The sequence below is a fragment of the Pectobacterium carotovorum genome (assembly GCF_033898505.1).
GTDB lineage: Bacteria > Pseudomonadota > Gammaproteobacteria > Enterobacterales > Enterobacteriaceae > Pectobacterium > Pectobacterium carotovorum_J.
Genome location: NZ_JAXAFK010000001.1, coordinates 1,136,952 through 1,162,202 on the forward strand (window position 1 = coordinate 1,136,952; position 25,251 = coordinate 1,162,202).

Consider the following 25,251-nt stretch of genomic DNA (forward strand, 5'->3'; position numbering starts at 1 on the left):
TAGGATATTTATGAAGATAGCCATTCTGTCTCGTGATGGGGCGTTATATTCCTGCAAACGTCTGCGTGAAGCGGCTGAGGCGCGCAAGCACAGCGTTGAGATTATTGATCCGCTTTCCTGCTACATGAATATCAATTCAGCAGCACCGTCGGTGCATTACCGTGGGCGTCGGCTGGATAAATATGACGCGGTCATTCCGCGTATCGGTTCACAGATCACGTTTTACGGCACGGCGGTATTGCGCCAGTTTGAAATGCTGGGAAGCTACCCGCTGAATAATTCTGTTGCGGTCATTCGCGCCCGCGACAAACTGCATTCACTACAGCTGCTTGCCCGCGAAGGCATTGACCTGCCGATCACCGGTTTTGCCCACTCGCCGGATGATACCGGTGACCTGATCGCGATGGTAGGCGGCGCGCCGCTGGTCGTAAAACTGGTGGAAGGCACGCAGGGGATTGGCGTGGTATTGGCCGAGACGCGTCAGGCTGCGGAAAGCGTGATTGATGCCTTTCGCGGGCTGAATGCGCATATTCTGGTGCAGGAATATGTACGTGAAGCGCAGGGTAAAGATATCCGCTGTCTTGTGATCGGTAATCGGGTTGTTGCAGCGATTGAACGGCAGGCAAAAGCGGGGGAATTCCGCTCAAACCTGCATCGCGGCGGATCGGCGAATAACGTGAAAATTACAGCGCAGGAGCGTGCGATAGCCATCAAGGCGACGAAAACGCTGGGGCTGAATGTCGCTGGCGTTGATATTTTGCGCGCTGACCGGGGGCCGCTGGTGATGGAAGTCAACGCCTCGCCGGGGCTGGAAGGGATTGAAACGACGACCGGGTTCGATATTGCCGGCATGATGATTGAGTTTATTGAACAAAGTACTCAGAGGCGCTTCGCAACTTCGGCAACAATAAGTAAAAGTTAGCTTTCTGAAACAGAGACAGCGCCGTAAAATACGGCGTTCCCGATTGGCGTGTGGGCATCGTGCAACGGCGCTATTCAGCACATCGCCGCGCAGTGGAATGAGGAAAGCAGGTGATGGCTCGCTTTTATCATGGCATCGTCGTGCAATATTCCGTAAGCTATGGGCCGTTTTTAACGATGTTTCTGTTTTACGGCAGCTTCTGCTTTACGTTTTAACATCGCTCCGGCGTGAGTGGTGCTTTCTTTTCAACAACGCTGTTTTTACGGCGACAGGTATGAGGCAAACATGATGGATTCACTCATCGTCCCGGATTTGGCTATGCTACGGCGGTGGCTGGATCAACTGAATATTCTGTATTTCGAATGTGACTCCTGTCAGGCGCTCCATCTTCCTCATATGCAAAATTTTGATGGCGTGTTCGATGCAAAAGTTGATCTGGTAGATAACGTGATTCTGTTTTCCGCACTTGCCGAAGTGAAGCCCAGCGCATTGATTCCTCTGGTCGGCGATCTGAGTCAGATTAACGCCAGCTCGTTGACCGTCAAGGCGTTTATCGACGTTCAGGACGATAATCTGCCGAAGCTGATTGTCTGCCAGTCATTCAGCGTTGCCGCTGGCATGACGTTGGAACAGTTCCGACATTTCATGCAGCAGTCCGAAGAACAAATCTCAATGGTGATCCTCGAGGCCGGCGCTAATAATCTGCTGTTTATCGGCGAGGAAGAAGAGGGCTCTGCTGTAAGAGCCACAACCTCACATCTGCATTGATACGGTTGCTGCCAAAGGCAGCAATTGGTTTTACTTATTTTCCTCTCGCCGACACTTATTCTGGGTATTTCGCATTATTGCCAGATATTTCTCTTTGTTTGCCGCTAAACACCTTCATCACATCGATAAAATGTGAATAAATAATCGTTAAAACCCATTTTTTACGTTCAAGTATGGTGCACAAGATGTTGTGGGGTTATGCTTTATTCCTGTAAGACACAGACAGCTGAATCAGGGCTATGTCTGTGTTTGAGCGAATAAAAATCGGTGCATACTCATTCACCGATTGGATAGCGCGGCAGGACATATTTTGTATCGGAACGATACAGGCTTATTTCCATGAATCACCCCCTTATATGGAGGAAGGAACGGATGTTCACCCAACGTAAAAAATGGCTATCGGGTGTTGTTACCGGCTTGCTGATGGCCGCGTCCGTCACCGCATCTGCGGAAGAGAAAACGCTGCATGTTTATAACTGGTCCGACTATATCGCGCCGGACACGTTAGCCAATTTCCAGAAAGAAACCGGCATTAAAGTCGTCTATGACGTGTTTGATTCCAACGAAGTGTTGGAAGGCAAGCTCATGGCAGGCAGCACGGGTTTTGATCTGGTGGTGCCTTCTGCCAGCTTTCTGGAGCGCCAGCTCTCTGCGGGAGTTTTTCAGCCATTAGACAAGAGTAAGTTACCGAATTACAAAAATCTGGATCCTGATCTGATGAAGCTGATTGCGCAGCACGATCCAGAGAATAAATATGCCCTGCCTTACCTGTGGGCGACCACGGGCATCGGCTATAACGTTGAGAAAGTCAAAGCCGCGCTGGGTGCCGATGCACCGGTTGACAGCTGGGATCTGGTTCTGAAGCCAGAGAACCTGGAAAAACTGAAAAGCTGCGGTGTCTCCTTCCTGGATGCACCGGAAGAGATCTTTGCAACCGTGCTGAACTATCAGGGTAAAGATCCGAACAGTACCAAACCGGGTGATTACACCACGTCTGCGACCGATCTGCTGCTGAAACTGCGTCCGAGCATTCGCTACTTCCATTCATCGCAGTACATCAACGACCTGGCAAACGGCGATATCTGCGTCGCAGTAGGCTGGGCGGGCGATATTCTGCAGGCAGGAAACCGTGCGAAAGAAGCGAAGAACGGGGTGAATATCCAATACAGCATTCCGAAAGAAGGCGCGTTGGCATTCTTTGATGTCCTCGCTATTCCAAAAGATGCTAAAAATCTGGATGAGGCCTATGCGTTTCTGGATTACCTGATGAAGCCGGAAGTGATGGCGGGAATCAGTAACCACGTGTATTACGCGAGCGGTAATCTGGCCTCCTTGCCGTTGGTGAACGCAGAGATTCGTAATAACCCAGGCGTTTATCCGCCGGCGGATGTGCGTGCCAAACTGTTTACGCTTAAAGTGCAATCTCCTCAGATTGACCGTACGCGTACGCGTGCATGGACTAAAGTTAAAAGCGGCAAGTAGCCTCTTGGATCTGAATCGTTGCCCAAGAGCTTGAGGGTTGCTGGTTGCGGCAACCCGATAATGGATGGGTATAAAGTGTGGCAAAAAACAGGCGGAGATACCGCCTGTTTGCGCTCTATATTGTGTCACACCGCTGAATGCAAAAGCCCTGAATGGCGGCATCCACGGTGTGACTTGTTCTGCTTTTGCCGGAGAGCAATGCGAAGTGAATGACGCGATCCCCCGCCCTCAATCAAAACCTCAAAAAGCGGCCACGCCGCTGCTGGAAGTGCGTAACCTGACGAAGTCTTTCGATGGTCAGGCTGCCGTCGATGATGTCAGCCTGACGATTTATAAAGGCGAAATTTTTGCTCTGCTGGGTGCCTCTGGCTGTGGGAAATCCACACTGCTGCGCATGCTGGCGGGTTTTGAGCTCCCCACGCAGGGGCAGATTGTTCTGGATGGTCAGGATTTGTCGTTGGTGCCGCCTTACCAGCGTCCCATCAATATGATGTTCCAGTCCTATGCGCTGTTCCCACACATGACGGTGGAAAAGAATATCGCTTTTGGCCTGAAGCAGGACAAGCTACCGCGCGCAGAAATTAAAGACCGTGTAGAAGAGATGCTGTCGCTGGTGCATATGCAAGAGTTCGCCAACCGTAAGCCGCATCAGCTTTCCGGCGGTCAGCGTCAACGTGTAGCGCTGGCTCGTAGTCTGGCGAAGCGTCCCAAACTGCTGCTGCTGGACGAACCGATGGGTGCGCTGGACAAAAAATTGCGCGACCGCATGCAGCTTGAGGTTGTCGATATTCTGGAACGTGTGGGCGTGACCTGCGTGATGGTGACGCACGATCAGGAAGAAGCCATGACCATGGCGGGTCGTATTGCCATTATGAATCGCGGTAAATTCGTACAGATTGGCGAGCCCGAAGAGATTTATGAGCACCCGAATACGCGTTTCAGCGCGGAATTCATCGGTTCGGTCAATATGTTTGAAGGGATCTTGCAGGAACGTCAGGACGATGCGCTGATCATCAAAAGCCCCGGACTGGTGCATCCGCTGAAGGTGGATTCGGATGTCTCGGTGGTGGATGGCGTTCCGGTCTACATCGCGTTGCGTCCAGAGAAAATCATGCTGTGTGAAGAGGTTCCAGCCGACGGCTGTAACTTCGCGGTAGGAGAAGTGGTGCATATCGCCTATCTGGGCGACCTGTCGATTTACCACGTCAGGCTCAACAGCGGGCAAACCATCAGCGCGCAGTTACAAAATGCTTACCGCTATCGCAAAGGCGCACCGACCTGGGGAGATGAGGTCCGGCTGTGTTGGGATGCGGATAGCTGTGTGGTTCTGACGGTGTAGTGAGGAAGAATGCCATGACTTTATTTCCCGAACATAACACGGCGGAACCACCGGGCAAGGCCAGACTCTGGCTCCGTGTGCTGATGGCGCGTTGGCGTCAAAAGCACGGACGCAAGCTCGTCATCGCGCTGCCGTATCTGTGGCTGCTGCTGCTGTTTATGCTGCCGTTCCTGATCGTGTTCAAAATTAGCCTTGCAGAAATGGCGCGGGCGATCCCGCCGTATACCGATCTGGTTTCCTGGATGGACGACAAGCTGGATATTTCCCTGAATCTTGGGAATTACCTGCATTTGTTGGACGATCCGCTGTATTTCGACGCCTATATGCAATCGCTTCAGGTTGCTGCCGTGTCGACGCTGTGCTGTTTGCTTATCGGCTACCCGCTGGCCTGGGCGGTGGCACACAGCAAACCCTCAACGCGCAACATTCTGTTACTGCTGGTGATTTTGCCATCGTGGACGTCATTCCTGATTCGCGTCTACGCCTGGATGGGAATTCTGAAAAACAACGGTATCCTGAATAACTTCCTGCTGTGGCTGGGCGTGATCGATGAACCACTGGTCATTCTGCATACCAATCTGGCGGTTTATATTGGCGTCGTGTACTCCTATCTGCCGTTTATGGTGCTGCCGATCTATACCGCGCTGATGCGGCTGGACTATTCGCTAGTCGAAGCGTCCTTGGATCTGGGCGCACGGCCGCTGAAAACCTTCTTCAGCGTGATCGTCCCCTTAACGAAAGGCGGGATTATCGCGGGCTCGATGCTGGTCTTCATCCCTGCGGTGGGGGAGTACGTCATCCCTGAACTGCTCGGCGGGCCGGACAGCATCATGATTGGCCGTATTCTGTGGCAGGAATTCTTCAATAACCGAGACTGGCCGGTGGCGTCTGCCGTTGCCGTTGTCATGCTACTGCTGTTGATTATGCCGATTATCTGGTTCCACAAGCATCAGAGCAAAAGTGCGGAGGGTGAAGCGTGAATAATTTACCTGTTGTTCGCTCACCGTGGCGTATCGTGATTTTGGTGCTGTGCTTTACGTTCCTTTATGCGCCGATGCTGATGCTGGTGATCTACTCGTTCAACAGCTCTAAGCTGGTTACCGTATGGGCAGGCTGGTCAGCACGCTGGTACGTCGAGCTGTTTCATAATACGGCGATGATCAGCGCGGTGCTCCTGAGCCTGACCATTGCCGCCGCCTCGGCCACAATGGCTGTGATTCTTGGAACGATTGCCGCCGTGGTCATGGTGCGTTTTGGCCGCTTCCGTGGCGCTAATGGGTTTGCCTTTATGTTGACTGCGCCGCTGGTTATGCCAGATGTGATTACCGGCCTGTCGCTGCTGTTGCTCTTTGTGGCATTGGGGCATGCTATTGGGTGGCCAGCGGAAAGAGGGATGCTAACTATCTGGCTGGCGCACGTCACGTTCTGTACCGCGTATGTCACCGTGGTGATCAGCGCGCGCCTGCGTGAACTTGACCGTTCTATTGAAGAGGCGGCGATGGATCTGGGCGCGAATCCGCTCAAGGTGTTCTTCATTATCACGGTGCCGATGATTGCCCCAGCACTGCTTTCCGGCTGGCTGCTGGCGTTTACGCTGTCGCTGGACGATCTGGTTATCGCCAGCTTCGTGGCAGGACCCGGCTCAACCACGCTGCCAATGCTGGTGTTCTCCAGCGTCAGAATGGGCGTTAATCCACAAATTAACGCATTGGCTTCCCTGATATTGTTAGTCGTTGGTATTATTGGCTTTATCGCCTGGTGGTTTATGGCGAGAGCAGAGAAGCAGCGCTATCGCGATATGCAAAAAGCGAGACGCGGCTGATTCGATCTCTCACCGAAATTTGTTAGCCTAGCGAAAATTTCCAGCAACGCCGCCAGAGTATGGGGGCGTTGTTGTTTTATATTTGGAGTAAGTTTTATATCTGCATCCCATTTTATGTGGGTGTCGTATTTTTGGCGGATAAATGGCCGCATGAAGGGAGAGCGTTGAAATTCTGTACACGAAGAAGGAAATGACACAACGCAAAGTTTATGCCCCGGTGCCAGTCATGGTGGCGGGGATTGCGATTATTGCGACCCGTTTTTTGGGGATTTTGCTGCTGGTGTGGGAGTTAGGGCTCAGCGATTTTAGCGGCTGGATTGGCAGCAACGCGGAAGCCTGGGATTCGACGCTGGTGTTACTGTTATCACTTGTTGTCGTTGGCGTTGAGATTCGCTGCGGCTTTGCCGTTTTGGCTGGTGTGAACTGGGGGCGCTGGGGCTATGTGGCCTGTCAGGCCGCGGTGGTGTGTTATCTGTTGCTGGCGTCGTTCAGTGAGTTTATGCCCGCGATATTCCATATTTCAGGAGAGAACAATGCTGCCGTGTTGCATCAGCTTCTGCTGCAAAAGATCCCAGACCTTCTGGTGATTGTTTTACTGTTTCTGCCACGACGCAGTAAGCGTTTTTTTCTGCGCCAGAAATAGACATTTATCTCTCTTGAACCAGTCTGGCTGCTGGTGTTGCCCATGAACAAGCGGAAAGATCGCAGGATGACGCCATCAGGGTGGTATAATCCTCTCATTCCGTATTATTTTTAATAGTTAGATTTTTATGCATTGTGCCCGCTACAGCACGGGAACCTGTCGTTCCTGCCAATGGCTGGAAAAAGCCTACCCACAGCAGCTATCCGATAAGCAACAGCACCTTGCAGGCTTGCTACAGCCGCACGCCGTGCAGCGCTGGCTGCCGGTGCAGCCCTCTGCACAGTCTGCCTTTCGTAATAAAGCCAAAATGGTGGTGAGCGGCAGTGTGGAACGCCCGCTGCTGGGGATGCTGCATCGTGATGGAACGGCGGTGGATCTTTGCGATTGTCCCCTTTATCCGTCCAGCTTCGCGCCGGTTTTCGACGTGCTTAAAGTCTTCATCGCCCGAGCGGGGCTGACGCCTTATAACGTGGCTCGACGCCGTGGGGAACTGAAATACCTGCTGCTGACGGAAAGTACGCAGCGCGGCACGTTTATGTTGCGTTTTGTTTTACGTTCGGAAACCAAACTGGCGCAGCTGCGTGCCGCATTGCCTTGGCTACAGCAGCAGTTACCGCAGCTTGAGGTGATATCCGCCAACATCCAGCCGGTCCATCAGGCGATAATGGAAGGGGAAACGGAAATCATTCTGAGTGAGGCTGCCGCGTTGGCCGAACAGTTCAATCAGGTGCCGCTGTATATCCGTCCGCAAAGTTTTTTCCAGACGAACCCGCAGGTGGCGGCCGCGCTGTATGCGACGGCACGTGACTGGGTTGCAGAACTGAATATCACCAGCATGTGGGATCTGTTTTGCGGAGTAGGGGGTTTTGGCCTGCACTGTGCGTCACCCGAGATGCGTTTGACGGGAATTGAAATCAGCGCCGAGGCGATAGCCTGCGCGCGTCGTTCTGCGGAGCAGCTTGGGCTAAAACAGGTGGAATTTCAGGCGTTGGATTCAACGCAGTTCGCGACAGGTAAAGCGGAAATTCCCGAGCTGGTGCTAGTCAATCCGCCGCGCCGAGGTATCGGCAGCGAACTGTGCGCCTACCTGAGCCGTATGGCACCGGACTATATTCTCTATTCCAGCTGTAACGCTGAAAGCATGGCGAAAGACATGACAGAGCTGACGAATTACCGCGCGCTGCGCGTACAGTTATTCGACATGTTCCCGCACACGGCGCATTATGAAGTGCTGACGTTACTGAAACGCGCTTGATAAGCGTTAAATGCGGAAAGAAAAACGTTATATTTGTGACAGTTTACTGTTGTATCCATGTTCGACAATATGAATGTTTCGGGCGTGTCAATTCTGGTGTTTTTCTATGATTTCATCACACGCCCGACAAGGAGCGCTCAATTGCCGCAGCTCCTTGACCATTGGCTTTTGGCGTGAATTGCGCCGCTGCGCGGTGCCTTCGGCGCTCGTTCCCGTTTTTTCGAGCCGCCAGTGACGCGTTCCCGACGCGGCACTGGCTTTCGCGGCGTCCTGCCGCTCACTCGACGGCAACGATCACCTCAGCGCAATTTTTTACGCCTGGACGAAAAAAAAGCGGCGTTATATGCATGATTTCATACGATATCACACCGCGTAGATCAAATCTTATTGCGGAAACCACTTATCATTGATGGTTTTATACGTGCCGTCCGCTTTGATGGCGTCCAACGCTTTATTCAGTTTCTCCAGCAGCGCCTTGTCATCAGGACGAACGGCGATGCCCAATCCGGTACCGAAGTATTCCGCGTCAGTCACGTGTTCACCAACCGTTGCCAGTTCAGGGTTCGTCTTAATCCATTCGTTGACGACAGCGGTATCACCAAATACGCCATCAATACGGCCATTTTTCAGATCCAGTACCGCATTCTGGTAGCTGTCATAAGAAACGGTTTGCACTTCCGGGTGCTTGTCGTGCATGTATTTCTGGTGCGTGGTGCCGTTTTCCATACCGATACGTTTGCCTTTCATCGCAGCAAAATCGCTGAATTTCCCTTTTTGCGCGATAACGACGGCTGAATTGGCGTAGTAAGGCTGGGTGAACGTGACCTGCTTGCTGCGCTCTGGCGTGATATCCATACCGGAAATCACCGCGTCATAGCGGCGGAATTTCAGTGCGGGAATCAGGCTGTCAAACGCCTGATTGGTGAACGTACAGGTCGCCTGCATTTGTTTGCACAACGCTTTCGCCAGGTCCATATCGAAACCAACGATCTCATTGTTGGCATCCAGTGATTCAAAGGGTGGGTAGGTGGCTGATGATGCAAAACGGATGGTGTCTGCGGCGGTGGCGCTGAAGGCGATCCCTGCCAGCAAGGTGGCGAGCACTAATTTTTTCATTACCTACTCCTGTTTTTCTTATATTGATAAATATAGTCGCTGCGCGGAAGGATTCCGGCGTCATAGCGATCACCATGCCATTGATTGAATTTGTATGCAATTAAAATGATTAACAAGTCGATTTATTGCATGTTTTTGCAGCAGGAGGCAATAAAAAATTTCCGGGAGAAATTTTTAACGCTGTGTCAGCAACGGCTCGTAAGGGGGCTAGGGATGGCACGCCATAAAAAAGCAGGCTATCAAAGCCTGCTTTCTAAGCGAATAACTGCGCGGATAAGTACGCTAAGGATTAATTACGGCGTTCGAATACCAGCGAACGGCGTTCAACCCAGCGCATCAACAATGTCAGTAACCCGTTGACGCACAGGTAGATAATCCCAGCGGCACCAAATACCATCACGTCATACGTCCGGCCATACATCAGTTGGCTATAGCCCATGACTTCCATCAGCGTGATGGTGTAAGCCAGCGACGTACTCTTAAACACCAGCACCACTTCATTTGAATAAGAAGACAGCGCGCGCTTAAATGCGAACGGAAGCAAAATGCGTAATGTCTGCTTCTGATTCATTCCCAGAGCCGCACAGGATTGCCACTGTCCGGCAGGAATCGCTTTTACCGCACCATAGAACAGCTGCGTAGTATAAGCCGCGCTATTGAGCGCCAGCGCTACCATCGCACATAGCCACGGTTGCGAAAGCAGGTTCCACAGCCAGGGAATCTGCTGGATAGAGGTAAACTGTCCGGGCCCGTAGTAGATCAGGAAGATTTGCACCAGCAGCGGTGTGCCGGTAAACAGCGTAATGTAGCCTTTCGCCAGCATTGATATGACAGGCGTTTTGAGTGTTAACACGACGGTCAGCAGCAGCGACAACACCAGTGCCACGACGATGGAGACGGCGGTTAAGGTCAGGCTGGTATGCAGGCCTTTTAATAGCTCAGGTAAATAAGCGAGCATCAGGAAGGCCTCCGCTCAAAACGCGTGGTGCGCAGTTCAATGCGTTTCAGCACATACTGACTTAACAATGTGATAATCAAATAAATCGCCGCGGCGACAACGTACCAGGTAAAAGGCTCCTGCGTCCGTGTCGCAATACTTTTGGTTTGCAGCATCAAATCGTTAACGCTAATCAGCGACACCAGCGCGGTATCTTTCAGCAATACCAGCCACTGATTGCCTAATCCCGGCAACGCGTGGCGCCACATCTGCGGCATGATCAGACGGAAAAAGATCGCGGATTTACTGAGCCCCAGCGCCTGACCTGATTCCCATTGTCCTTGTGGGACGGCTTTCAGCGCACCGCGCAGCGTTTGGGAAGCGTAAGCGGCATACAGCAGCGCCAGCGCAATCACGCCACACAGGAAGGGGCTGATTTCAAACATGCCGATATCCAGTTTTACTGGAATCTGCACAATGAAGAGATTCAGGGTAAAACCGTCTGCCAGCATCATCAGCAACTGGGACGAGCCGAAATAGATAAACAGCACGACCAGAATTTCTGGCAGGCCGCGCAGCAGCGTGACGACCGCCGTTCCCGTCCAGCTAACGGCTTTCCAGCGGACAGTTTCCCAAACGGCAAACAGCATCGCCAGCACGAGGCCGAGCACCAGTGCACAAACGGCAAGGCCGACGGTCATCCCGGCGGCGCTTGCAAGAGGTTGAAATTCAATCATTGAGCGTCAGATTACTGCTGGAACCATTTTTTGTAGATGGTCTCGTAAGTGCCATCCTGCTTGATTTTGTTGAGCGCATCGTCGAATTTTTTCAGCAGCTCATCGTTGTTCTGGCGCACGGCGATGCCCAGACCGATACCGAAGTAACCTTTATCCGTCACCTTCTGGCCCACGGTGCTCAGCGTATCGTTTTGTTTCAGCCATTCATTAACGACGGCGGTATCACCGAATACAGCATCCAGACGACCATTTTTCAGGTCCAACACGGCATTCTGGTAGCTATCATAAGGTACGGTTTTGATATCGCTATGCTTTTCCATCAGGTATTTCTGATGGGTCGTACCATTCTGTACACCAACGCGTTTGCCCGTCAGCGCGGCGATATCGGCTACTTTCCCTTTCTGGGCAATAAACTGTGCGGAGTTGTCATAGTAAGGCTGAGTGAATGACACCTGCTGCTGACGCTCTGGGGTAATATCCATTCCCGCGATGACAGCTTCGAAACGACGGAATTTCAGGCCGGGGATTAGGCTATCGAAAGCCTGGTTGCTGAACGTGCAGTTTGCCTGCATTTCTTTGCACAGCGCATTGGCCAGATCGATATCAAAACCCTGAATTTGGTTATTGGCATCGACAAATTCGAACGGAGGGTAGGAGGCTTCTGTCGCGAAACGGATGGTATCCGCGGCGTTAGCAGAGGCGGCGCTCACTGCGAATAAGGCTGCAACAATCAATTTTTTCATTATCATTTTCCTGATAGTAATCAATGTGACAAATAACCAGCGAATTCAGGCGTCTGCGGCTGGGTAAAGTGCGTCGCATCCCCCTGTTCAACGATGCGGCCGTTTTCCATATACACTACCCGACTGGCCGTTTTACGGGCAAACTCAACTTCGTGGGTCACAATCACCTGCGTGATGCCGGTTTCTGCCAATTCACGGATGATGTTGACGACCTGAGCGGTAATTTCTGGATCCAGTGCGGCGGTGGGTTCATCAAATAACAGCACCTGAGGTTCCATCATCAGCGCACGCGCAATCGCAACACGCTGTTGCTGCCCGCCGGAAAGATGAAGAGGAAAGCGATCGGCAAAGTCATTGAGGCGCAGACGCGTCAGCAGTTTATCCGCCCGCACTTTAGCTTCTTCTTTACTCAGCCCCAGCACGCGGCAGGGCGCTTCAATCAGGTTTTGTGCTACGGTCAGATGCGGCCATAAATTGTATTGTTGGAACACCATCCCGACGTTCTGACGCAACTCACGGATCGCGCTGTCGGATGGCGTGCGCTGAAAATCAAACTGATTACCGGCGATGGAAAGCGTGCCAGAACGTGGCATCTCCAACAGATTAAGAACGCGTATCAGCGAGCTCTTTCCCGCACCGCTGGGACCAAGAAGCACCAGCGTTTCACCCGCAGGACAGTCGAGGGTGATATCAAATAGCGCCTGGTATGTGCCGTAGAAACAGTTAATGCCGTTTAGTTGAATACTCATGCGTAAGAATTGAATAGACATTGATGCGGCGAATGTTAACGTCGGCAGAATAGTTATGCAATCACCGTGGGTTAAAATTTGCCAATAAGCGATTTGTTGGTTAAATAATAGCACAAAATAACGGCTTACAGCTTGGATGCTCGCTTTCTCATCGCGGGTTGCCAGCAGTGCCGCCTATTGGTAGTAAACCGCAGTGAAAGGAGACGACATGCAATTATCCACTACGCCGACCCTGGAAGGCTTCACCATTACTGAATATTGTGGCGTTGTAACCGGCGAGGCCATTCTGGGCGCGAACATCTTCCGTGACTTTTTTGCCAGTATTCGTGATGTCGTCGGCGGCCGTTCCGGTGCTTATGAGAAAGAGCTGCGTAAGGCGCGCCAGATCGCGTTCAAAGAGCTACAGGAGCAGGCCGCTGATTTAGGTGCGAATGCCGTGGTAGGCATCGATCTTGACTATGAAACTGTCGGGAAGGATGGCAGCATGCTGATGGTGACCGTTAGCGGTACCGCAGTAAAAGTTCACCGCTAATCGCTTATACTCGTCATACTTCAAGTTGCATGTGCGTTGGCTGCGCTACTCGGCCCACTTACGTGGACCTCGCCCCGTTGGGGCCGCTGCAAGCAGCGTTCAAACCTGCCTCTGGCAGATTTGTCACTCACCCGAATCACTTACTCAAGTAAGCTCATCGGGATGAAATGAGAGACATCCTGTCTCTCACCAGAGGCCAGCCGTTGGCTGGTCAAATTCGTTCCCGACGAATTTGTCCCTCTCTTGCCGCCTTCCTGAAACTCGAATTATTTAGAGTATATAGTGGGTTGGCGAAGAGATGGAGTGGAAGAGCGTATATATAGTGGAATAACGATGTTGAAATGGATGGTCTGCATAGCGCTGGGGTTGTTGGCGGGTTGCCAATCAGCCTCTTCGTTGAAAGAACAGAATAATTATGTGCTGGAGACCGCATTGCAGTCGCGGGTGCAGGAGTCGCGTATTCGCTTTCTGGTGATTCACTACACGGCGGAAGACTTTGCCACCTCGCTGAATATTCTGACGGATGAGCACGTCAGTGCGCATTATCTCATTCCAGCACATCCGCCCTTGCAGCGCGGCAAGCCGCTTGCCTGGCAACTGGTGCCGGAATCTCAGGCGGCCTGGCATGCAGGAGCTAGCAGTTGGCGCGGGTTTAGCCGGTTGAATAATTCCTCGATTGGTATTGAGATCGAAAACGCGGGCTATAAGCGCACGTTAACGGGCTATACGTGGGAACCGTTCACCGCCTCGCAGATTCAACTTGTGACGGCTCTCGCCCGCGATATTGTCGACCGCTATCAGATTGCCCCGCAGAATGTCGTCGCACACAGCGATATTGCCCCACAGCGGAAACAAGATCCTGGGCCGCTATTCCCCTGGCAAGCGCTGGCGCAGGCGGGAGTTGGTGCTTGGCCGGATGCACAGCGGGTCGCATTTTATTTGAACGGACGACCGACGACGCAACCAGTGGATGAAGCGGTTTTGCTGGAAAAATTGGGGCGCTATGGCTATGCGGTGCAGGACACGATGACCGCGCGTGAGAAGCGGCAGGTGATTGCCGCTTTCCAGATGCATTTCCGCCCTGAAAACTATCAAGGCCAGCCAGATGCGCAGAGTGAAGCGATGGTTGACGCGCTGCTTGAGAAGTACGGCAGCCGCTAAATCGCTTCCTTCTCTGCCAGCTTCGCAATACGAGTCGCCATGCCGCGGAAGATAAACAGGTGAGCGGGCATCATCAGAAACCAGTAAACCAGCCCGTTGAACCCTGAAGGGTGCCAGCGGGCGCGGACATCCAGGGTTCGGTGAGTGCCTTTGTCCGTGATAGTAAAATTGAGTTTACCCAGCCCCGGTGCTTTCATGCCGAACAGCAGCACCAGCTGACGCTGTGGCTTGATCGAGATAACCTTCCAGCCGTCAATCTTGTCGCCCACTTCCAGTGTCGGGCGCTCGGGGCGTCCATAAATGACGCCGTTACCGCAAAGATCGTCGAGTCGGGCGCGGATGTTCCACAGCGTATTTGCGTAAAAATAGCCTTCCTTGCCGCCGACCTGCTGGATGACCTGCCAGAGCGCCTGACTGGAGGCTGTTGTCTCCATCGTATGACCCGCCTGTTTGGGGTAAAAACCGTAATTGGGTTTCCAGCGCGCGCGAACCTCGGTGTCATCGCCCCAGTCTGCTTGCTGTACGCTCTCCATTTCGCTTTGCAGCGTGAGACGTACGGCGTCATCAAAGCTAATCAACGTTTGTGGAATCAAGGCCTGGAGTTCGCGGCCATCGGCCTGTAAATCGTGTTTTAGTCCCTGAATCAGCGCGCGGGCGATGGATGGGGGAACCGAGGTCACCAGATGCAAGAACCAGACGGACACCAGATGTGTCGGCATCGGAACGGGGATCAGCACTCTGCGCTTGCCGCTAATTTGAATGAAACGCTCAAACATCGTCTGATAGCTGATGTATTCGGGGCCTGCGGCGTCCATGATGCGGTTTTCTGTCGCGGGGTGTTGCAGGATGTCGATGAGATAGACCAGCAGGTTTTCCAGCGCAATAGGGGACGATTTAGAACGCACCCAGCGCGGCGGCGTCAGCACCGGCAGGTTATAGACCATATCACGCATGATCTCGAACGCCGCTGAGCCCGCGCCGATAATAATGCCCGCACGCAGCTCCGTGACGGGAATACCGCTGCTGCGCAGAATATCACCGGTAATCTGGCGTGCTTGCATATGCGGTGAGGTGTCATCCTTCGCCTGAAGCGACCCTAGATAGATAATCTGTTTTACGCGGCTGGAGGCCAGTGCCAGCAGCAGATTCATTGCCGCCATCCGCTCCCTTGCCACGAAGTCCGCACCGTCGCCCATGCTGTGCACCAGATAATAGAGCGTTTCCGCTCCCCACAGGCCATCAGGCAGGCTCTCTGGCTTGGCGAGATCCACCTGTTGGCAGTCGACACCCGGCCAATTCCGTGACGCGAGGGACTCGGTATTCCGGCCCGCAGCGATGACCCGATTGCCTTGTTTGCTTAACCGCTCGGTTAAATGGCGGCCAATGTAGCCAGTTGCGCCCAGAATCAAGATCGGGGCTGAGGGGGATGTCATGTGCCAGCGGCTCCACAGCAAAATATAACCATGGCTTACTATAACGGGGAAAAGGAAAAAATAACGGGGAAAAGGAAAAAAGTGAGGAAAAGTATGGGATTGGTATTCGCCTGAAACTCAAGCCTAATTTAACACAACCTACCTGCCCGATAGCAGACGCTACCAGGCAGAAGGGGGTAAAGCAAGGGGCGTATCAGGCCAGAACGGTGTCGCCTTGCAGTTGGCAACTACAGGCCAAAACATAGCCTTGTTCGATTTCAACTGGTGTTAGCGTCATGGTACTGGTCGTGGTGTAATTACCTGATAGAACACGGGTTTTACAGCTTCCGCAAACACCGGCGCGGCAGGCGGCGACAACTGGTACCTTGTTGGCTTCCAGAGCCGCCAGCAGGCTGACACCCACCGGCACGCGCAGATTTTTCAGCGGACGGCTGATGGTCAACGTGAGCTGATCGGCATCTTCATCCAGCGCTTCATCTGCTGGACGGAATTGTTCTTTGAAGATGCGGTTTGAGGCAACGCCAAGCTGCTGGCTCAGGGTTTCAATCTGGTTCATGTACGGAGCCGGGCCACAGGTCATCACGGTACGGCTGGCGATATCTGGCACGTGTTCGACCAGCAGATCGCCGCTGATACGTCCGGCGAGAAAACCGGGCGCGGCGTCAAACTCCGCCATCAGCGTCAAATGTAGCTGTTGCGGATAACGCTGCACCAGATCCTGCCATTCGCTGGCGAAAATCACCTGTAACGGATTGCGCACGTTGAAAATTACGTGGATATCGGTTTGCGGTTTGTTTGCCAGCAGCCAGCGGCACATCGACATAATCGGCGTGACGCCGCAGCCTGCCGCCGCCATCAGGTAGCGATCGCTGACCGCGTTAGCGCAGGTAAATTCGCCCTGTGCATCGGACAGCCACAGGTAATCGCCGACTTTCAGCGTTTGAGTCAGCCAGCGGGATCCGATACCGTCGTCCAGCCTTCTTACCGTGAGAGTAATAAAGCGACTGAGCCCCGGTGAAGAAGAAATCGTATAAGCCCGCAGCGTCTCCGCGCTGTTAGCAATGCTGACCAGCGCATACTGACCCGGCTGATACGGATAAAAATCATGATTAACCAGTGAAATCGTCCAGACATCGGGCGTTTCCTGAGTAATGGAATGCACCTGCATGCGGTTAGAACAAAGCGGCGTCGGCCCCGTCTGTGGTACTGGCACTGTCTGTAGTGCGGGCATGGTCATAGTCAATCTCCATAACAAACGGATGCGGTGAAGCGTGTAAAAATAGCGGCCCATAAGCAACCGGGCTTAGCGTGAGGTGCCAATGCCGACACCTCACGCAGCATGACGAGGAACGCGCTCCTCCGTCCGCTTTAATTCATCAGGCGGCCAGAATGGTGTTCATGTCTTGTTCAACGGTGGTAATTCCCCGCATACCGAATTTCTCGTTCAGAATGGCGAGCAGGTTGTCCGTCAGGAAGCCCGGAGCCGTTGGTCCGGTGTAGATATTCTTCACGCCGAGGGACAGCAGGGTGAGCAGGATGACGATCGCTTTCTGCTCAAACCAGGACAGCACCAGACTCAGTGGCAGATCGTTCACGCCACAGCCCAGTTTTTCTGCCAGTTTGACGGCCAGGATAATGGCGGAGTAAGCATCATTACATTGGCCGACATCCAGCAGACGCGGCAGGCCTTCCAGCGTACCGAAGTCCAGTTTGTTGAAACGGTATTTACCGCAGGCCAGCGTCATGATCAGGCAGTCCTGTGGAACGTTCAGCGTGAAGTCAGTGAAGTAGCTACGTTCTTCACGGCTACCGTCGCATCCGCCAACCAGGAAGACGTGGCGCAGTTTTTTCTGTGCGACCAGATCGATCACGGTATCAGCAGCGCTCAGCAGGGTTTCACGACCAAAGCCAACGGTGATCATGTGCTCGATTTCGCTGTATGGGAAACCCGCCAGACCCTGTGCCTGTTCGATGACTGGGCTGAAATCGTCGCCTTCCAGATGGTTCACGCCCGGCCAGCCAACGATACTGCGCGTCCAGATGCGGTCTCCATAGTTACCGACGTTTGGATCGATAATGCAGTTAGAGGTCATGACGATTGCGCCAGGGAACTTGGCGAATTCTGTCTGCTGGTTCTGCCAGCCGCTGCCGTAGTTACCTGCCAGATGCTTGAATTTTTTCAGCTCTGGGTAACCGTGCGCAGGCAGCATCTCGCCGTGGGTATAAATGTTGACGCCCGTGCCTTCGGTTTGCTCCAGCAACATGCGCAGGTCTTTCAGGTCATGGCCGGAAATCAGAATGGCTTTACCCGCAATCGGACGGACGTTAACGGCGGTCGGCTGTGGGTTACCGTAAGCGTCGGTTTCGCCACGGTCGAGGATCGCCATGACGTTGAAGTTCATTTTACCGATGCCCATTGCGTTGTTCAGCAGGGTATCAACATCGGATGGCTGTGTGCCCAGCCATGCCATGAAGGCATGATATTCGGCATAGATCGCTTCATCGTACTGACCGAGAACGTGAGCGTGCTCCATATAGGCTGCGGCACCTTTCAGGCCGTAGAGATTGAGCATGCGCAAGCCGTGAATATCATCACCGACGATAGCTTTATCACTGTCCAGCGCAAAATCCGCCGCCTGTTGCAGTAAGGTCGGAATATCGTTGCCAGCCAGTTGCAGCGTTGCCATTGGGTGATCCACCGTCGCGGTGGCATCGTGCAGACGGCAGCGTACAGCCAGAGACTCACGCAGTGTGATGGCTTCCTGTGCGTAGCCAATAATGCGCTGGGAATCGAAGTTTACGTTGGTCAACGTAGAGAAGAAGGCGCGTGGCGCAAAACTGTCTACCTCGTGATCGATGATATCCAGCTCGCGCGCTTTCAGCGCCCAGGCAGAAAGCCCTTGCAGCACAGCGACCAGCAAGTCTTGCAGATCGGAGGTTTCTGCGGTTTTGCCGCACATGCCCTGCGCGTAAGAGCAGCCGTTTCCAACAGGGGTACGAATTGTTTGTTCACATTGCACACAAAACATAATGACTTCCTTTTTTAAGTTGCATTTAAAATGCTTGTTTAAAGCATAGTGTCAGCCGAGGCAGGTAAAAAGGCTTTTTTACTGCAACTTTAGGTAAATTTGATTTAGCGCAATTTTGGTGATGGGCAATGAAAATCACTCTCAATCACGGCCCATAAAAGCGGGGGAAAACGGCGTGCAGTGTGCGCTTATGAGGAAAATAACGCCATCAGTATCGGAGCGGCGAGGCTTAATAAGAAGCCATGTACGATGGCGGCAGGCACGATATCGATACCCGCGCTGCGCTGCAAAACGGGCAGCGTGAAATCCATCGAGGTGGCGCCGCAAAGCCCTAACGCACAGGAGCGATTACGCTGTGCCAGCGCGGGAACGAGCATGATCGCCAGCAGTTCGCGGGTCAGATCGTTGAAAAACGCAGCGCTGCCGATGACGGGTCCAAGCGCGTCGGTCAGGAGAATGCCAGACAGTGAATACCATCCATAGCCGGATGCCATCGCCAGACCGGTTTTCAGCGGCAGCCCCAATACCCACGCGGCAAGCAGCCCGCCTCCTAACGCGCTGATACCGACGATAAGCGCGATGACCAGACCGCGGCGGTTTAATATGATCTGGCGCAGCGTCATCCCGCTGTTACGCAGTTGGACACCGACCAGAAATAGCAGAAAGATCAGGGCATATTCGCTGCCTTTGCTGGCATAGGTGAATCCTGACCAGTGCGTTAAGCCGAGTAAAAAACCACCGAATACCACGCTGCAAAGTTTGAATGATTCAAGGATCATGCGCAGTCGAGAAGGCGGGGCGGCATCTCTGTACTTGCTGCGCCATGCGTTGCGCTTTTCCCATAGCCACAGGGCAATGCCGTTTGCCGCGACAATACAGAAGGCGAAGACGGCGGTGTAGCGGAAGATCAGTAACAAATTGCTGCTGATATTTTCCAGAAAGGCCAGGCTTATTCCCATCAAAAACAGAATAACGTACACCATCCAACTCAGCAGCTGGTTAATCAGCTGTAATGCTTTTTTGGCGCGCAGCGGTACCAGATAGCCAATGATGAGCGGTAATAAAATAATTAATAATCCTGAATACATCACAGAATTGATGTCCTTACGCGAGAAAAACGGCGCTAACCCGTATTTTAGGATGAGCTGGAGTGACCGTAGTCAGACTCAGACAGTGAGGCTTTTCTTCTTCATGTCGATCCCGATAGACGTCGACACGGCGGAAACGCAAACCATGCGTTAGCAACATAACCGTGTGTTAACAACGTCGTGGGATTCATCGGCTACACTTGGCGGGAAGAAAAACGATAATCTATTAAAATTAAACAAATTATCGGAGCGAGTAAAGCGCTGTCTGGCAGGATGTTCTATACGGTGGGCATTCTGGCAGCAGAAAACCGCAGGCAGCCGCTATAGGAGAGAAGGATGCATCTGGAAAGTATTGAAATCCTGGGGTTTCGGGGAATCAATCGTCTGTCGCTGGTGCTGGACGAGAATAACGTGCTGATTGGTGAGAACGCCTGGGGGAAATCAAGCCTGCTGGACGCGCTCTCACTGCTGCTGGCACCGACGTTGCCGCTTTATCATTTTGATATGCAGGATTTTCACTTCACGCCGGGGGATGAAAATAGTCGGGAGAAGCATCTTCAGGTTATTTTCACCTTTTGTGAAACCGCACCCGGCCACCATTTATCGCCACGCTACCGTTCACTTAACCCTGTTTGGGTGGAAGGCGAGGCGTCGTTATATCGCATTTTCTATCGGCTGGAAGGTGAAGTGGACGAAAGCCAGTCGGTTTTCACCTGGCGCAGCTTTCTGGACGCAGACGGGCACCCGATACCGCTGGATGATATTGACGAACTGGCCAGAGAGATTATCCGTCTGCATCCGGTGCTGCGGCTGCGCGATGCGCGTTTTATGCGGCGTCTGCGATCCGGGACGCTGGCAGCGACGTTAGATAACAGTAATGAAAAGCTGGCTCAGCAGTTTGAGCAGCTGATGCGCGAGCTGGCGCAAAATCCGCAGAAGCTGACGGATAAAGAGTTACGTCATGGTCTGGTGGCGATGCGTCAACTGCTGGAGCACTATTTTTCCGAGCAAAGTGCCACGGGTAACGATCGACGCCACCATCGTCATGCGCGAGCGCACAACGGTAAATCGTGGCGATCGCTGGACAACATCAACCGCCTGATTGCCGATCCGAATAGCCGCAGTCGCCGCATTATCCTGCTGGAGCTGTTTTCTACGCTGTTGCAGGCGAAAGGATCGGTGGCGCTGGATCCGCATGCCCGTCCGCTCTTGCTGATTGAAGACCCTGAAACCCGCCTGCACCCGATTATGCTATCCGTCGCCTGGGGGCTTCTGGTGCAGTTGCCGCTCCAGAAAGTCACGACAACGAATTCGGGAGAGCTGCTGTCGCTGGTGCCGATGGAGCAGGTGTGCCGTCTGGTGCGGGAATCTTCACGGGTTGCGACATATCGTATTGGCCGTCAGGGCATGAGTGCGGAAGACAGTCGGCGCATTGCGTTTCACATTCGTATGAATCGACCTGCTTCGCTCTTCGCCCGCTGCTGGCTGCTGGTGGAAGGGGAAACCGAAGTCTGGATGCTGAATGAACTGGCGCGCCAATGCGGGCACCATTTTGAGGCGGAAGGGGTGAAGGTGATTGAGTTTGCCCAGTCCGGGCTCCGGCCATTGTTGAGGTTCGCACGGCGTATGGGGATTGAGTGGCATGTGCTGGTCGATGGCGACGATGCGGGGAAAAAGTATGCCGCGACGGCGAAAAGCATGTTAACCGTTCAGGACGAGAGTGAACGCGATCATCTGACCGTTTTGCCCGCATCGGACATGGAGCACTATATGTATCGTGAGGGGTTCAGCCATGTTTACCACCGCACCGCACAGTTGCCGGAGAAGGTGCCGCTATCGATGCACAAAATCATCATTAAGGCTATCCATCGTTCATCCAAACCCGATCTGGCGATTGAAGTGGCAATGGAAGCTGCGGCGATGGGCAGCGATGCAATTCCACCGCTTATTCGCAGCATGTTTTCCCGCGTGCTGTGGCTGGCTCGCGGGCGGGCGGATTAGCGTTAACGGTATATATCAATAAAAAAATGCCGTTCAGTGTAATGAACGGCATTTGTCGCATTATAGTCATTTTACGGTTTAGCGTAGGTATTCTGAGTAAACGTGTAGGGTGTAGAAGGGGTCAGGATGCGGCCTCGGCGATTTGCGGGACGATCAGGCAGGCATGATTACCTTTCGGCCCTTGATGAACATCAAACCTGACAACCTGTCCGGCTTTCAGAGTCCGGTAGCCATCCATTTGAATGGTTGAGTAGTGCGCGAAGATATCGTCACCACCCCCTTCTGGACAGATAAAACCAAACCCTTTGGCATTATTGAACCATTTAACAGTACCTGTCTCCATGCATTGACATCCTTCGCAAGAGTATTCTTTTCAGTAAGGTGTGGTTATTTGGTTACTACGAATACGAATTGATTAAAACCCCATCAATTCATCCGTACACTTTAGTGAAATCGATCCCGGCGTCAAGCGATCCACGGCGAGGTGTTGAGGGGAGTTTGTCAAAGTTTGATGCAGATAACGCTATTGATGAACCCGCGATCGTGTTGCGTACTCAAGATATCGGTTACAGGCCTTGAATTTTACTTTCCAGGAACCATTTAATCCCTCAGGTGGTAAAATAAAAAGTAGACGTGATACTGTAAATACAGAGATACCCGTCATCTTTCAAGTCGCAGGCCTCATTTCCTGCTTCTCGAATCTATTGGGAATAACAGACCAATGTCGCAGGTCGCGATATTCGTTACATGATGTGGATAGAGAATGGGAAACAACAGTACGTGGTCACAATCTGAGAACCTGACCGCCGATAAACAGAAAGAAAAATTGCAGCCGCCGTCCATGTATAACGTGGTGTTGAATAACGATGATTACACCCCGATGGAATTTGTTATTGACGTCCTGCAAAAGTTCTTTTCTTATGATATTGAACGCGCCACACAGCTTATGTTAACCGTGCATTATCAGGGTAAAGCAATTTGTGGCGTATTCAGTGCTGAAGTGGCTGAGACCAAGGTCGTACAAGTCAATCGTTATGCCAGAGAAAACGAGCACCCGCTGCTCTGTACGCTGGAAAAAGCCTGAAGTCAGGCGATTTATTGGGAGAGGTGCCTATGCTCAATCAAGAACTGGAACTCAGTCTCAACATGGCTTTCGCCAGAGCGCGTGAGCACCGACACGAGTTTATGACCGTGGAGCACCTGCTGTTGGCTCTGCTCAGTAACCCAGCCGCCCGTGAAGCACTGGAAGCCTGCACGGTAGATTTAGCCGCGCTGCGCCAGGAACTGGAAGCGTTCATTGAGCAGACCACACCAACATTACCGCAGAGTGACGACGAGCGAGAAACTCAGCCAACGCTCAGCTTCCAACGTGTACTTCAACGCGCAGTCTTCCATGTGCAGTCCTCCGGCCGCAGCGAAGTGTCCGGCGCCAACGTTCTGGTCGCGATTTTTAGCGAACAGGAATCTCAGGCCGCCTACCTGTTGCGTAAGCATGACGTCAGCCGTCTGGATGTAGTGAACTTTATTTCTCACGGCACGCGTAAAGAAGAAACCGATCAGGCGCCGAACCCTGAAAATCCCGTCAATGAAGAACAGGCAGGAGGGGAAGATCGTATGGAAAACTTCACCACCAATCTGAATCAACTGGCTCGCGTTGGCGGTATCGATCCGCTCATTGGCCGGGATAAGGAACTGGAACGCACGATTCAGGTATTGTGCCGCCGTCGTAAAAATAACCCGCTGCTGGTCGGCGAATCTGGTGTGGGTAAAACCGCGATTGCTGAAGGGCTGGCCTGGCGTATTGTGCAGGGTGATGTACCAGAAGTGATGGCGGAGTGCACGCTGTACTCGCTGGACATCGGCGCGCTGCTGGCGGGCACCAAATACCGCGGTGACTTTGAAAAACGCTTCAAGGCGTTGCTGAAACAGCTCGAACAGGATAAAAACAGCATTCTGTTCATTGATGAAATTCACACGATTATCGGCGCGGGTGCCGCGTCCGGTGGTCAGGTTGATGCCGCGAATCTGATTAAACCACTGCTTTCCAGCGGCAAGATTCGCGTCATTGGTTCAACCACCTATCAGGAATTCAGCAATATCTTTGAAAAGGATCGGGCGCTGGCGCGTCGTTTCCAGAAAATCGATATCACTGAACCCAGCGTGGAAGAAACCATACAAATCATTAATGGCCTGAAGCCGAAGTATGAGGCTCACCATGATGTTCGCTATACGTCGAAAGCGATTCGCGCAGCGGTAGAGCTGGCGGTGAAATATATCAACGATCGTCATCTGCCGGATAAAGCGATCGATGTGATCGATGAAGCGGGCGCACGCAGCCGTCTGGTTCCGGTCAGCAAGCGGAAGAAAACGGTTAATGTGAGTGACATCGAATCCGTTGTCGCCCGTATTGCCCGTATTCCAGAAAAAACTGTCTCCGCCAGCGATCGCGATGTGCTGAAGAACCTCAGTGACCGTCTGAAAATGCTGGTGTTCGGACAGGACAAGGCTATCGAAGCGCTGTCTGAGTCTATCAAGATGAGCCGTGCAGGATTGGGCCAGGAGCGTAAACCGGTCGGTTCCTTCCTGTTCGCCGGTCCTACCGGTGTCGGTAAGACGGAAGTGACGTTACAGCTGGCAAAAGCGCTGGATATTGAACTGCTGCGCTTTGATATGTCCGAATATATGGAACGTCATACGGTCAGCCGCTTGATTGGTGCGCCTCCCGGCTATGTGGGCTACGATCAGGGCGGCCTGCTGACGGATGCTGTGATTAAGCATCCTCATGCGGTACTGCTGCTGGATGAGATCGAGAAAGCGCACCCAGATGTCTTTAATCTGCTGTTGCAGGTAATGGATAACGGTACGCTGACGGACAACAATGGCCGAAAAGCTGATTTCCGTAATGTCATTGTCGTCATGACCACCAACGCAGGCGTGCGAGAAACACAGCGTAAATCTATCGGTATCATCCATCAGGACAACAGCAGTGATGCGATGGAAGAGATCAAGAAGGTGTTTACGCCGGAATTCCGTAACCGTCTGGATGGCATTATCTGGTTCAACCATCTGTCTGCCGACGTTATTCAGCAGGTTGTCGATAAATTTATCGTGGAACTTCAGGCACAGCTGGATGCGAAAGGCGTATCGCTGGAAGTCAGTGATGAAGCGCGTAACTGGCTGGCAGAGAAAGGCTATGACAAAGCCATGGGTGCCCGACCGATGGCACGCGTAATGCAGGAAAGCCTCAAGAAACCGCTGGCCAACGAGCTGCTATTTGGTTCGCTGGTGGACGGTGGTTCTGTTACGGTGGAACTGGATAAAGAAACACAACAGCTGACGTACGGCTTCAAGAGCGCGCAGAAGCGGAAAGCGGAAAGCGTTAATTAATCGATATCGTATGTTGTTATCTAAGAGGGATGCTGAGGCATCCCTTTTTTATTGCTAACTCAAAAACCACGTCCTGTGGGCGTGGTCATCAGTATGTTTTGGCTCTG

23 protein-coding genes are annotated in these 25,251 nt (G+C 52.8%); 13 read left to right on the forward strand and 10 right to left on the reverse strand.

Annotation, left to right across the window (positions count from 1 at the left end; all coding sequences use genetic code 11):
* Positions 1-10 precede the first annotated feature (10 nt).
* The 8 genes from rimK (at position 11) to rlmC (ending at position 8,231) form a co-directional block, all read left to right on the forward strand.
* Positions 11-922 (forward strand): 30S ribosomal protein S6--L-glutamate ligase, encoded by a 912-nt coding sequence (gene rimK, locus R9X49_RS05025; protein WP_319847436.1) that lies wholly within the window; start codon positions 11-13, stop codon positions 920-922.
* A gap of 288 nt (positions 923-1,210) precedes the next feature.
* Positions 1,211-1,690 carry a YbjN domain-containing protein gene (locus R9X49_RS05030; RefSeq protein ID WP_181844299.1) on the forward strand — a complete coding sequence of 160 codons (480 nt, stop codon included), beginning with the start codon at positions 1,211-1,213 and terminating at the stop codon, positions 1,688-1,690.
* Between the two features lie 372 nt (positions 1,691-2,062).
* On the forward strand, positions 2,063-3,172 hold the full coding sequence (gene potF, locus R9X49_RS05035) for a spermidine/putrescine ABC transporter substrate-binding protein PotF (protein ID WP_014915052.1): 1,110 nt from the start codon (positions 2,063-2,065) through the stop codon (positions 3,170-3,172).
* A gap of 205 nt (positions 3,173-3,377) precedes the next feature.
* Positions 3,378-4,511: a putrescine ABC transporter ATP-binding subunit PotG gene (gene potG, locus R9X49_RS05040; protein ID WP_181829136.1), complete on the forward strand. Its 1,134-nt coding sequence runs from the start codon at positions 3,378-3,380 to the stop codon at positions 4,509-4,511.
* A gap of 14 nt (positions 4,512-4,525) precedes the next feature.
* On the forward strand, positions 4,526-5,491 hold the full coding sequence (gene potH, locus R9X49_RS05045; RefSeq protein ID WP_194430074.1) for a putrescine ABC transporter permease PotH: 966 nt from the start codon (positions 4,526-4,528) through the stop codon (positions 5,489-5,491).
* Entirely contained in the window at positions 5,488-6,333 is an 846-nt protein-coding gene (gene potI, locus R9X49_RS05050) for a putrescine ABC transporter permease PotI (RefSeq protein ID WP_271873406.1), read from the forward strand. The genes potH and potI overlap by 4 nt, the downstream gene beginning before the upstream one ends.
* 190 nt (positions 6,334-6,523) lie before the next feature.
* The gene (locus tag R9X49_RS05055; protein ID WP_015839952.1) at positions 6,524-6,976 is read left to right on the forward strand and encodes a YbjO family protein; all 453 of its coding nucleotides are present in this window, start codon (positions 6,524-6,526) and stop codon (positions 6,974-6,976) included.
* Between the two features lie 127 nt (positions 6,977-7,103).
* Positions 7,104-8,231 carry a 23S rRNA (uracil(747)-C(5))-methyltransferase RlmC gene (rlmC, locus tag R9X49_RS05060; RefSeq protein ID WP_319847437.1) on the forward strand — a complete coding sequence of 376 codons (1,128 nt, stop codon included), beginning with the start codon at positions 7,104-7,106 and terminating at the stop codon, positions 8,229-8,231.
* 384 nt (positions 8,232-8,615) lie between these two features.
* On the opposite strand, the gene artJ (R9X49_RS05065) is transcribed toward rlmC, so the two are convergent.
* The 5 genes from artJ (R9X49_RS05065) to artP form a co-directional block, all read right to left on the reverse strand.
* Positions 8,616-9,347: an arginine ABC transporter substrate-binding protein gene (gene artJ / locus R9X49_RS05065; RefSeq protein WP_256554746.1), complete on the reverse strand. Its 732-nt coding sequence runs from the start codon at positions 9,345-9,347 to the stop codon at positions 8,616-8,618.
* Positions 9,348-9,636: 289 nt separating this feature from the next.
* Positions 9,637-10,305 carry an arginine ABC transporter permease ArtM gene (gene artM, locus R9X49_RS05070; protein WP_319847438.1) on the reverse strand — a complete coding sequence of 223 codons (669 nt, stop codon included), beginning with the start codon at positions 10,303-10,305 and terminating at the stop codon, positions 9,637-9,639.
* Complete coding sequence (gene artQ, locus R9X49_RS05075) at positions 10,305-11,021, reverse strand: arginine ABC transporter permease ArtQ (RefSeq protein ID WP_015839956.1); 717 nt, start codon at positions 11,019-11,021, stop codon at positions 10,305-10,307. The genes artM and artQ overlap by 1 nt, the downstream gene beginning before the upstream one ends.
* An 11-nt stretch (positions 11,022-11,032) precedes the next feature.
* Complete coding sequence (artJ, locus tag R9X49_RS05080; RefSeq protein WP_319847439.1) at positions 11,033-11,764, reverse strand: arginine ABC transporter substrate-binding protein; 732 nt, start codon at positions 11,762-11,764, stop codon at positions 11,033-11,035.
* 20 nt (positions 11,765-11,784) lie between these two features.
* On the reverse strand, positions 11,785-12,513 hold the full coding sequence (gene artP, locus R9X49_RS05085) for an arginine ABC transporter ATP-binding protein ArtP (protein WP_319847440.1): 729 nt from the start codon (positions 12,511-12,513) through the stop codon (positions 11,785-11,787).
* Between the two features lie 208 nt (positions 12,514-12,721).
* Here artP and R9X49_RS05090 point away from each other — a divergent pair, with 208 nt between their 5' ends.
* A complete protein-coding gene (locus tag R9X49_RS05090) occupies positions 12,722-13,045 on the forward strand; it encodes a heavy metal-binding domain-containing protein (protein ID WP_319847441.1) in 324 nt (107 codons plus the stop codon).
* A 333-nt stretch (positions 13,046-13,378) separates the two neighbouring features.
* Positions 13,379-14,206, forward strand: coding sequence for an N-acetylmuramoyl-L-alanine amidase (locus R9X49_RS05095; RefSeq protein WP_319847442.1), 828 nt, complete (start codon positions 13,379-13,381; stop codon positions 14,204-14,206).
* Here R9X49_RS05095 and R9X49_RS05100 read toward each other — a convergent pair.
* From R9X49_RS05100 to R9X49_RS05115, 4 genes are all read right to left on the reverse strand, one after another.
* Positions 14,203-15,639, reverse strand: a complete 1,437-nt coding sequence (locus R9X49_RS05100; RefSeq protein WP_319847443.1) for a DUF2867 domain-containing protein — start codon at positions 15,637-15,639, stop codon at positions 14,203-14,205. The genes R9X49_RS05095 and R9X49_RS05100 overlap by 4 nt on opposite strands.
* A 193-nt stretch (positions 15,640-15,832) precedes the next feature.
* Positions 15,833-16,876, reverse strand: a complete 1,044-nt coding sequence (hcr, locus tag R9X49_RS05105; protein WP_319847444.1) for an NADH oxidoreductase — start codon at positions 16,874-16,876, stop codon at positions 15,833-15,835.
* Between the two features lie 139 nt (positions 16,877-17,015).
* Positions 17,016-18,668 (reverse strand): hydroxylamine reductase, encoded by a 1,653-nt coding sequence (hcp, locus tag R9X49_RS05110; protein WP_319847445.1) that lies wholly within the window; start codon positions 18,666-18,668, stop codon positions 17,016-17,018.
* A 188-nt stretch (positions 18,669-18,856) separates the two neighbouring features.
* A complete protein-coding gene (locus R9X49_RS05115) occupies positions 18,857-19,756 on the reverse strand; it encodes a lysine exporter LysO family protein (RefSeq protein ID WP_319848585.1) in 900 nt (299 codons plus the stop codon).
* A gap of 336 nt (positions 19,757-20,092) precedes the next feature.
* Between R9X49_RS05115 and R9X49_RS05120 the strand changes: the two genes are divergently transcribed.
* Complete coding sequence (locus tag R9X49_RS05120) at positions 20,093-21,757, forward strand: ATP-dependent endonuclease (RefSeq protein WP_319847446.1); 1,665 nt, start codon at positions 20,093-20,095, stop codon at positions 21,755-21,757.
* 121 nt (positions 21,758-21,878) lie between these two features.
* Here the strand turns inward: R9X49_RS05120 and cspD are convergent, their stop codons facing one another.
* Positions 21,879-22,100 carry a cold shock-like protein CspD gene (gene cspD / locus R9X49_RS05125; protein ID WP_010306383.1) on the reverse strand — a complete coding sequence of 74 codons (222 nt, stop codon included), beginning with the start codon at positions 22,098-22,100 and terminating at the stop codon, positions 21,879-21,881.
* Between the two features lie 420 nt (positions 22,101-22,520).
* Here cspD and clpS point away from each other — a divergent pair, with 420 nt between their 5' ends.
* Both clpS and clpA read left to right on the forward strand, forming a co-directional pair.
* Positions 22,521-22,841: an ATP-dependent Clp protease adapter ClpS gene (clpS, locus tag R9X49_RS05130; RefSeq protein ID WP_005967385.1), complete on the forward strand. Its 321-nt coding sequence runs from the start codon at positions 22,521-22,523 to the stop codon at positions 22,839-22,841.
* Between the two features lie 29 nt (positions 22,842-22,870).
* Positions 22,871-25,144 carry an ATP-dependent Clp protease ATP-binding subunit ClpA gene (clpA, locus tag R9X49_RS05135; RefSeq protein ID WP_319847447.1) on the forward strand — a complete coding sequence of 758 codons (2,274 nt, stop codon included), beginning with the start codon at positions 22,871-22,873 and terminating at the stop codon, positions 25,142-25,144.
* Positions 25,145-25,251 lie beyond the last annotated feature (107 nt).